The organism is Luteibacter sp. P4_E6, from assembly GCF_056401535.1.
Genome location: NZ_JBFUJE010000120.1, coordinates 1 through 9,813 on the forward strand (window position 1 = coordinate 1; position 9,813 = coordinate 9,813).

Sequence of the window (9,813 nt, forward strand, 5' to 3'; positions counted from 1 at the left end):
GCGCCAGCGAGGCGGCAGCCAGCTGCGTCTCGAATGCCATGACGGCATCGGCCTGGGTCTTCGCGTCAGTATCGGAGACGCCGGCGAGGGTCAGGGTCTTGGTGATGTAGTCGACATAGGCCTTGCGGTTGTCGRCCTGCTTCGGATCGGTGTAGTAGTCCTTGGTCGGCAGACCGAGGCCGTCCTGCTGCGCATAGCCAATCTGCATCTTCGCGTTCTTGAAGTCGGCGCCCGAGCCGAAGCCGAACACGTAGCTGTTGCCATCGGCGAAGCTCTGGTCGAGGAAGTTGGCCACGTCGTCGCTGTTCTTCAGGCCGTCGATCTTGGCCAGTTCCGGCTTGAGCGGCTCGATGCCGGCCTTCTCGATCACCGATTCGTTCATGCCCGAGCGATAGAGCAGGCCGATCTTCTGCTCGATCGAGCCGGCCTTGGCATTCGCCGCACCCTTGTCCATGGCATCGACGATGTCGTGCTGCGTGGACAAGCTGTTTTCGGCGAGCTGGTCGAAGGCGCCCCAGCGGGTGCGGTCTTCGGGAATCGGGTTGACCGCCACCCACTTGGCGTTGACGAAGCCGTTGAAGTCGTCGCAGGCGTCGATCGTCGTGTCGATGTCGGCCACATTGAACGTGGGCGCGGCAGGTGCTGCAGCGGTCGTGGCGGCCGGCGCCGGGGCGGCGCTGCCGGTGGCGGCAGGCGGGTTGCCGCCCGGAACGGCCGTATCGGCATCGTTGTGCTTGCTGCATGCCGTGCCGGCGAGCGCGACGCTTAGCGCGAGTGCGAGCGGCTTCAGGTACTGCTTGGTCATGAGTGTCCCTCTGTCCAGTGAAAGCGGTGCCCCCGGGCACCGGTGGGTTCCGAGCATAGCCGTTGGGAACGGCCTGGAGGGCCGACCGTGACGAAGGTCATGGATTGAGAAAATTCGTAAGACCTTGCGGACTTTGTCCCCGGGCTGTCATGCGCCGTTCTTACGCTGGTCAGACCGCATGACAGGGGATGCGGATCCGTGCAGTCCGGCCGCTACACCTTTCGAGGAGCTTAGTCATGCGCAAGTTACTGGCCGCAGGCATCGCCTGCGTGCTCACCCTCTCCGCCGCGTCGATCGTCGCCGCCCAGCAGGTGGCCTCCGCCCCTGCCGATGCCGCCACCACCGCGCTCGGCTTCGGCCACGGCGGTCACGGTAGCGATCCGCGCACCGCCACGCCGATCAAGCATCTGGTCGTGATCTTCCAGGAGAACGTTTCCTTCGATCACTACTTCGGCACCTATCCGCTTGCCGAAAATGGCAAGGGCGAGCCATCGTTCTATGCGCGGCCCTTTACGCCGCCGGTGAATGGCCTGTCGCATCGCCTGCTGACGAAGAATCCCAACGCGGCCAACAGCGGCAATGCCGACGCGGCAATCAACCCGTTCCGCCTCGCGCGTACACAGGCGGCGACGGCCGATCAGGACCACGGCTATACCTCGGAACAGCGCGCCTTCGATGGCGGCAAGATGGATCTCTTCCCGCTGTATACCGGTCACGGTGAAACCCTGCCGGGTGGCGATGCCGCTGAGGAAGGTAAGGGCCAGGTGATGGGTTACTACGACGGCAACACCGTCACCGCCTTCTGGAATTACGCGCAGAACTTCGCCATGAGCGACAACCACTACGGCACCGGCTTCGGTCCGTCGTCGCCGGGTGCGGTGAACCTGATCGCGGGCCAGACCGCCGGTGTGATCGACACGCTCAACGGCACGGGTGCCGAGACCGACGATGGCCACGGCGGCCTGACCATGATCGGCGACCCCGATCCGATCGGCGACGTCTGCTCTTCGCCCACGGCTAGCCAGGCGACGATGGGCGGCCGCAATATCGGCAACCTTCTCAACGATCACAATGTCACCTGGGGCTGGTTCCAGGGCGGCTTCGACCTCACGCTCACCAACCCCGACGGCAGCACCGGCTGCACGCGTCGCACGTTGTCGAAGGTGACCAACACCACCTCGAACGATTACAGCCCGCATCATTCGCCTTTCCAGTACTACCCGTCCACGGCCAACCCGACGCACGCACGGCCGTCGTCGATCGCCGCCATCGGTAAGACGGATGTGGCTAACCATCAGTACGACATCCAGGACTTCTACGACGCCCTCGATACCGACAACCTGCCTGCGGTGAGCTTCCTCAAGGCGCCGGCTTACCAGGACGGTCACGCCGGCTATTCCGATCCGCTGGACGAACAGGCCTTCGTCGTCCACGTGATCAACACGCTGCAGCAGAGCAGCGAGTGGAAGGACACGGCCGTCGTCATCGCCTATGACGATTCCGATGGCTGGTACGACCACCAGGAACCGCCGCACACCAACGCCTCGGCCGGCACCACCGACGCGCTCGACGGCGCCGGCGTGTGTAAGGGACGCGTCACGCTACCGGGCCTGGATGGCAAGACACCGGCACAGGGTCGCTGCGGCTTCGGTCCGCGCCTGCCGCTGCTGGTGGTGTCGCCGTGGGCACGCGAGAACATGGTCGATCACAGCGTGACGGACCAGAGCTCGATCACCCGCTTCATCGAAGACAACTGGCTCGACAGCAAGCGTCTGGGTGGCGGTTCCACCGATGCAACGGCCGGTCGTATCGACAGCATGTTCGACTTCTTCTTCCCGCGCCTGTTCGACCGCAAGCTGATCCTCGACGAGTCGACCGGTCAGCCGAAGCGTGCGCAGTGGCCGTTCGGGAACGGTGGGCATGGTTGATCGCCGTCGCTTCCTGAAGACGGCGGGGTGGATGGCCGCGGCGGGTTGGATCCCGTCGCGGCTCCTCGCACATGACATGCACGGCATGCAGGCCGCGCCGGTGGGCAAGGTCGGCAACGACCTGTGCATGCACCCCATGGGTGATACGACGCACATGCCGGGCCTGGTCGATCCGGGCAAGCTGGCAGCGTTCGTCGATCCGCTGCCGATTCCCCCCACGCTGCGGCCCGTTGCCGGCAAGACGCTCGATGTGCGCATGGCGCAGACCGCGCAGAAGCTGCATCGCGATCTGCCACCGACTGACCTGTGGACGTATGGCGGGCACTATCCCGGCCCGACGATCGAGGCGCGTACCGGCGAGGCCTTCGACGTGCGCTGGGCGAATGCGCTGCCGACGAAGCACTTCCTTCCCGTCGACCACGCCATCTGCGGTGCCGAAGCCGACCAGCCCGAGGTGCGCGCCATCGTCCATCTGCACGGCGCCAAGGTGCCGCATAAGGACGACGGCTATCCCGAAGACTGGTACGTACCCGGCAAATCGCGCCAACACCATTACCCGAACGCCCAGGACGCGGCGACGCTGTGGTACCACGACCATGCGATGGGCATTAACCGGCTGAACATGTATGCCGGGCTGATGGGACTCTACCTTCTGCGCGACGAACACGAGTTGTCGCTTGGTCTTCCTTCCGGCGAGCAGGAGCTGCCGCTGGTGCTGGCCGACAGACTGCTACGCACGGACGGCCGTCTCTACTATCCGGACTCGGGTGACGCCCATGCGCCGTGGGTACCCGAAGTATTCGGCAACCTGACCCTGGTCAATGGGGCCATCCTGCCCCGTGCCGATGTGCAGCCAAGACGCTACCGACTGCGCGTGCTCAATGCGGCGAACGGCCGCTTCTACCATCTGCGATTCAAGGATGGCCGGCCATTCCACGCTATCGGTTCCGACCAGGGCCTGCTGGCCGCCCCAGCAAAGGTGACCTCCCTTTTTCTTGCGCCGGGTGAACGTGCCGACCTCGTCGTCGACTTCGCCGCGTTGCGCGGTGGCACGGTGGAATTGATGAACGATGCGCTGCCGCTGATGCGTTTCGCGGTGGGGCAGGGTGCCGTTCGCGACGACAGCCGGCTGCCGGATATCTTGCGCGATCTGCCCCGGGTCACGGAAGCCAGTGCGTCGAAATCACGCGAGCTCACGCTTGACGAATACAGCGACTGCGTCGCCACGCCCATGCTCATGTTGCTCAACGGCAAGCGCTGGCACGATCCGGTCACGGAGACGGTGAAGCTCGGCAGTACCGAGATGTGGAACCTGGTAAACCTCACCGAGGATACGCATCCGATCCATCTGCATCTGGTGCGCTTTCAGATCCTCGACCGGCGCCCGTACGACGTGGACGAGTACATGGAGAAAAAGACCCTTCGCTATGTCGGGCCGGCGCAGGAACCGCCGCCGCACGAACGCGGCTGGAAGGATGTGGTGCAGGCGTACCCGGGCATGGTGACCCGCATCGTCGCGACATTCGACGGTTATGCCGGCCGCTACGCGTGGCATTGCCATCTCGCCGAGCACGAGGCGAACGAGATGATGCGACCATTCGAGGTGGTCGCGTAATCCCGCTCTTGTAGGAGCCGATTCATCGGCGATCCCGCGGCAGCGGGCAAGGCTGCCGCGAGCGCCCAATCGCCGCTGAAGCGGCTCCTACAACTGCCTTAGAGCGTCGGCATCCAGGCGAACCACGGGATAAACACCCACCTTCTGCACCGTGTACCACGGGCTGCGTTCGTAGAAGAACGTGAGGCGCGCACGCGGGCTGGCAGCGAAGGCGGCGTCGTTCTTCAGCTTCGCCTCGAACTCCGTCTTCAGCGCCGGGTTCGCCGCCATCATCCTCCGTGCCAGTGCCTCGAGCACGCGCGGTTCGCCGTATTCCTTCTGCTCGAACACGGCATTGAAGTAGCCCCAGCGGAGCAGGGAATCCGGTGCGCGGGCATCGAGCAGGTTCAGGGCGAGCACGGCATCGGCATTGTCCGCGCGCACGATGATGGTGCCGGCCGGGAGATCGACATCGACCCGCGACGAAGCGATGTGTGCATCCTTCAGCATGTGATGGCTTTCGAAAGGTTTGTCCGCCCACTTCGGGTCGGTCAGCTCGTCGCGCTCCGCGCGCACGCGCACGGCGGTGGTCGTCCGCGTGTACGGAATGCCATGCGCGTCGAGGCGATCGATCACGTCCGTCCATTGCGGCGGAATCGCCCACGCGGCGGGGATCGACGCCGAGACGTCCGGAAGCAGATCGTTCCAGTTCGAAATGCTGTAGTTCTTCTTCGTTTTCGGGTCGTATTGCACCCAGATATCCCCGGAGACATCGCTCTTGGTCTGCGTGAACGCGTAGCCCTTGAGTGTGAACGGTGTCGATGCCGGATCCTGCTTGAACGTCACCGGCTGCGAGGCGTCCGGCTTTGCGGAAAGCGCTTCAGCCCAGCGATCGGCCTCCTTCGACGCTGTGAGCAGGGCGGCAGGCTCCTTGTTCACGTGGGCGAGCACGCTGCGAACCACATCGTAGGTCGCACGCACGCGCACCTCGTAGGACTTGAGCATGTGCGTTTCGATCAGCAGGCCGGCGCGGTTGCGAATGGCGGCGTAGCCCGTGGAAAAGCGCGGGCCCGAACCGAAGTTCTCGATGCCCTTGGTGATATCGCGTCCGTCGCGGAATTCCAGGTAGGGCGCGGCGAGGTGACCGAGCTTCTCGTAGGCCGGGATGGCGTCGCCTTCGTAGGCCGCCTTCTGCCATGCAGCGATCGACGGCGGCAGCTTGTGCGCGTCCTCCGCGTACCAGGTGAGGTCGTACTGGTAGTCGGCACCGTCCGTGGTATGGATGTCGATCAGCAGGTCGGGTTTCCAGGTGTTCCAGAGTGTCAGCCACGCGCGCGTTTCGGGCGCATCGGCCTTGACGTAATCGCGGTTGAGATTGAGGTATTGCGACTGGCCACGAAAACCCATCTCGGCCGGCCCGTTCTGGTTGATGCGGTTGTACGGGTTTGAATTCTCATGGCCATCCACGCTGTACACGGGGATGTAGACCAGCACGGCGTGGTCGAGCAGATGGGGCAGGCGATGGGTGGCGGCAAAGTCGCGCAGCAGCATCAGGCCCGCGTCCTTGCCTTCGATCTCGCCGGGATGGATGCCGGCCTGCAGCAGTACGATGGGCTTGCCGGCCGCGCGGGCCTTTTCGGGCGTCAGGTCGCCGTCCTTCGCTGCGATCACGACCGTCATCGGCCGGCCCTCCGGCGTCGTGCCGAAGGTCGCGAGGCRGATCGTGTCCGGTGCCGCCTGGGTGAGGCGCTGCAGGAAGGCCTGCGTTTCGGCATACGACGGTGTCGTGCGGAAGGAAGACRCCTCGGCGGGCGTGATCCAGGTGTCTTTCGCCTGGATCGTGACCGGGGCCACGGCGATCAGGGCGAGGAGGAGGCGTGCGGGGAGCGTGGCAGACATGAACCCATCCGGCAGGAGAATCCGGCCATTGTGTGATTTTTTCCCCGCGCTCGCGAATCATGGTGGAAAGAGGAGGGGTTCATGGCCGAGGCCGAGCGACGGCGCGCTTTCGAAGCGCTGCTGCAGACACACCGCAAGATCGTCTTCAAGGTCGCGGCCATCTATGCCCATGGCGAGGAGGATCGGCGGGATCTTGCGCAGGAAATCCTGCTCCAGGTCTGGCGATCGTTCGGTGGGTACGACACAAGCCGTTCGTTCTCTACCTGGATGTACCGCGTGGCGCTCAACGTGGGTCTGTCGCATGCCCGACGCCAACGCGAACGACTGCAGCCACTGGATGCGACGCTGATCGACACGCTCGGTGGCGRCACGCCGATCGATGAGCCGGACGAGCGGCTTGCCCAACTGGCACATGCCATCGAGACCCTGGAACCCCTCGACCGCGCCCTGATCCTGCTCTACCTCGACGAGCAGCCCTATGCCGAGCCCACGAGCGGCTGGACGAGATCGCCCGCTTCGAGGCCGGTTGACGGGGTGCTCTAAGGCGGCGCTAAGCTCGGCGCGCGGATACTATCGGCGTCTCTGCCACCGGGTCGCCGCCTTGCACATCATCCTCGTCGAAGACGACGCCCAGCTCGGCGATGCCATTCGCAGGGCGCTGGAACGGCTGGCCTATACGATCAGCTGGTTCCGCGACGGCAACGAGGCGCTGGCGGCCATGCGCGAGCACGAGGCCGACCTGGTTCTGCTCGATCTCGGTCTGCCGGGGAAGGATGGAATAGATGTACTCGTCGAAGCGCGGCAGTCTCGCGTGACCACGCCGGTTATCGTCATGTCCGCGCGCGAGGCCCTGGATGCGCGCATCCGCGTGCTGGACGCCGGGGCCGACGATTACCTGGTCAAGCCTTTCCACCTGGACGAACTGGCCGCGCGCATTCGCTCGCTGGCCCGACGCGTACGCGGCGATTCGGTCAACCGCCTGGACGCCGGCGCGCTGAGCCTGGACCTGGGTACCTGGGAAGTCATCTGGCACGGCGACAAGGTCGACCTGACCCGGCGCGAGTTCGCGTTGCTGCAGGCGCTGATGGAACGCGCCGGTCGTATCGTCCGGCGCGAGGCCCTGGAGGCATCGCTGTATGGGCCCGAGGCGGCGATGAGTTCCAGTGCGCTCGAGGTGCTCGTGCACGCCCTGCGCCGCAAGCTCAGCCACGATGCCATCCAGACCGTGCGCGGTTTCGGCTACATGGTGCCGCGGGAGCCCAGGTGAAGCCAGGCAGCCTGCGCTCGCACCTCCTGGTCCTGATCATCATCGTGCTCGCGGCGGTGCTCCTGCCCTTGGGCGTGCTCAGCGCCCAACGTACCCTGGAAGAAGTGGACGAACTCTCGGACGGCCGTCTTGCCCAGTCCGCACGTACGCTCGAGGTCCTCGTCCGTCGCATTGGCGTGGACCAACTACGCAACCAGCGCGCCGCCCGTCTGTTGGTGTCGAGCGTGTCCGATCATCCGCAGGAGCTCATCGTGCAGGGTCGCACCTACGAATCGGAGGTCGGTTTCGAGGTGTTCGATCGCGACGGCGCGCTGCTGCTCGCCACCGAGAACCTCGCCCGTCTACCGAATACGCCTGCCGCAGACGGCGCCTTCGAGGACGTCAAGAGCGGCAGGTACACCTGGCGTGTCTTCACCCTGATCATGGAAGACGAGGGCATCACCATTCGCTCGGGTGAGCGCTACGACAGCCGCCACGAAATCACTCGCGCACTCTGGATCGAGCACGGCCTGCCGACCCTCCTGGGCTTGCCTCTTCTCGCGCTCCTCGTCGGCTGGGCGATTCGCCGCGGTCTCCAGCCTTTGGAGACACTGGCTCGCGCGCTGTCGCGCCGCGAGCCGGGTAGCCGGGAGCCAATCCGTCTCGAGCACGCGCCGAACGAGCTGAAACCCGTGCTGGACGCGCTCAACGGCCAGATCGGTCGTCTGGAAAATGCGCTCGAGCGGGAACGCCGTTTCAGCGCCGATGTGGCCCACGAGCTGCGTACGCCCCTGGCCTCGACCATGATCAATCTCGAGAACGCCATGAATTCCGCCCAGCCACACGAGGCCGAGGCAGCCCTGGTCGCGGCGCGCGAGTGCCTGATGTCGCTGGCGCGTCGCACCGAGCAGTTGCTTGCGCTGGCGCGCCTGGAGGTCGGCGCGGCATCGGGTCCACGCAGCCGGGTCGACCTCGGCGAACTGGCGCTGGAAGTCATCGAGGAACTTACGCCACTGATCGGTCGTGGTGGGGTCGAGCTGAGTATCCGCGAACTGCCCGCGGAGCTTGTCATCGAGGGCTACGGTGTCGCGCTCGGCGCCTTGCTGCGTAACCTGCTGGAGAACGCATTCAGGCACGTGCCGGCGGGCGGCCATGTCGAGCTTTCCATCAGTCATAACGATGACGAGGCCGTCATCGAGGTCGTCGACGATGGTCCGGGCATTCCGCCGGAGCGCCGCGCCTCCATGTTCACCCGTTTCCAACGCGGACTGGATACCCAGGGCGAAGGCTTCGGCCTGGGCCTCTCCATCGTCCAGCGTGCCGCCGAACTGCACGGCGCGGACATCCAGTTGCTGGATGCGGAGTCCGGGCCGGGGTTGCGTGTGGTGGTGACACTGCCCTTGGCCTGAGCGCCGGGTACAAAATCTTCAATCCGCGTAACAAAGGCCGGCGCATACTCAGGGGCCCACCGTGGAGCGCAGCAATGAAGAATCCTGAAGCGACCAAAGCCAAGCGCAAAGCCGATCTGCACACGCCCACCGGCCTCGGTGCAGACGCCACCCGCGACATCTCGGCCGAACTCAACGCCCTGCTCGCGGACACGTTCGCGCTTTACCTGAAGACCAAGAATTTCCATTGGCACATGTCGGGCCCGCGTTTCCGCGACCTGCATCTGCTGCTCGATGAGCAGGGTGAGCAGATTTTCAGCATGACCGACGATCTCGCCGAGCGCGTGCGCAAGATCGGTGGGACCACGCTGCGTTCGATCGGGCACATCGCGCGCCTGCAGCGCCTGTCCGACAACGACGCTGACTTCGTGACGCCACAGGACATGCTCGCCGAGCTGCGCGAAGACAACCAGCGCCTGGTCGGATTCCTGCGCGAAACGCATGCGTTGTGCGACGAGTATTCCGATGTCGCTACGGCCAGCCTCATCGAGAACTGGATCGACCAGGGCGAACGCCGCGTGTGGTTCCTGTTCGAAACCAATCGCGAGAACACCTGACCGACCAGGTGGCGCGGCCTCTGCCGCGCCACCTTTCGTGCCGCGCTACTTGCGCGGCGTGGCAATCACGCCGATCAGATCCTTGCCATCGCCGCGGACCAGGTGCGGATACTTCAGGCCGCCGTGGTAATCGACCTTCACCGTGCTGTACTCGTCGATGTTCTTGACCAGGAACTCGATCGGTGTGGTGGTCGACTTCGCATCGGTGACCGCATCCTTTAGTGTCTGGCCGGAGAAGTCCTTGCCGTTGACGGCGACGATGGTCAGGCCCGGCACGAGTCCGGCTTTTGCCGCGGTCCCGTCCCATTGCACGTCCTGGATCACGCCCTTGTCGGA

The 9,813-nt window shown here is 65.0% G+C and carries 8 protein-coding genes and 1 pseudogene; 6 read left to right on the forward strand and 3 right to left on the reverse strand.

Translation table 11 applies throughout. The annotated features are described in order from the left end of the window. Positions 1–805, reverse strand: a pseudogene (locus AC1DT2_RS09730) (peptidase); the annotation flags it as partial. A gap of 236 nt (positions 806–1,041) precedes the next feature. On the opposite strand from AC1DT2_RS09730, the gene AC1DT2_RS09735 reads away from it, so the two are divergent. Both AC1DT2_RS09735 and AC1DT2_RS09740 read left to right on the forward strand, forming a co-directional pair. Continuing rightward, entirely contained in the window at positions 1,042–2,733 is a 1,692-nt protein-coding gene (locus AC1DT2_RS09735; protein WP_477296035.1) for a phospholipase C, read from the forward strand. Further along, positions 2,726–4,348, forward strand: coding sequence for a multicopper oxidase family protein (locus tag AC1DT2_RS09740; protein WP_477296036.1), 1,623 nt, complete (start codon positions 2,726–2,728; stop codon positions 4,346–4,348). The genes AC1DT2_RS09735 and AC1DT2_RS09740 overlap by 8 nt, the downstream gene beginning before the upstream one ends. A gap of 87 nt (positions 4,349–4,435) precedes the next feature. Here AC1DT2_RS09740 and AC1DT2_RS09745 read toward each other — a convergent pair whose 3' ends face one another. After that, positions 4,436–6,226 (reverse strand): M14 family metallopeptidase, encoded by a 1,791-nt coding sequence (locus AC1DT2_RS09745; protein ID WP_477296037.1) that lies wholly within the window; start codon positions 6,224–6,226, stop codon positions 4,436–4,438. An 81-nt stretch (positions 6,227–6,307) separates the two neighbouring features. Here AC1DT2_RS09745 and AC1DT2_RS09750 point away from each other — a divergent pair, with 81 nt between their 5' ends. The 4 genes from AC1DT2_RS09750 to AC1DT2_RS09765 all read left to right on the forward strand — a co-directional run bounded on the left by AC1DT2_RS09750 (position 6,308) and on the right by AC1DT2_RS09765 (position 9,477). After that, positions 6,308–6,769, forward strand: a complete 462-nt coding sequence (locus AC1DT2_RS09750; protein WP_477296038.1) for an RNA polymerase sigma factor — start codon at positions 6,308–6,310, stop codon at positions 6,767–6,769. 58 nt (positions 6,770–6,827) lie between these two features. After that, entirely contained in the window at positions 6,828–7,493 is a 666-nt protein-coding gene (locus AC1DT2_RS09755; RefSeq protein WP_477296039.1) for a response regulator, read from the forward strand. After that, on the forward strand, positions 7,490–8,881 hold the full coding sequence (locus AC1DT2_RS09760) for a sensor histidine kinase (protein WP_477296040.1): 1,392 nt from the start codon (positions 7,490–7,492) through the stop codon (positions 8,879–8,881). The genes AC1DT2_RS09755 and AC1DT2_RS09760 overlap by 4 nt, the downstream gene beginning before the upstream one ends. 74 nt (positions 8,882–8,955) lie before the next feature. Further along, positions 8,956–9,477: a Dps family protein gene (locus tag AC1DT2_RS09765; protein ID WP_213947748.1), complete on the forward strand. Its 522-nt coding sequence runs from the start codon at positions 8,956–8,958 to the stop codon at positions 9,475–9,477. Between the two features lie 45 nt (positions 9,478–9,522). On the opposite strand, the gene AC1DT2_RS09770 is transcribed toward AC1DT2_RS09765, so the two are convergent. Beyond that, positions 9,523–9,813, reverse strand: a 291-nt coding sequence (locus tag AC1DT2_RS09770) for a PDZ domain-containing protein (protein WP_477296041.1), incomplete at its 5' end; no start/stop codon positions are given.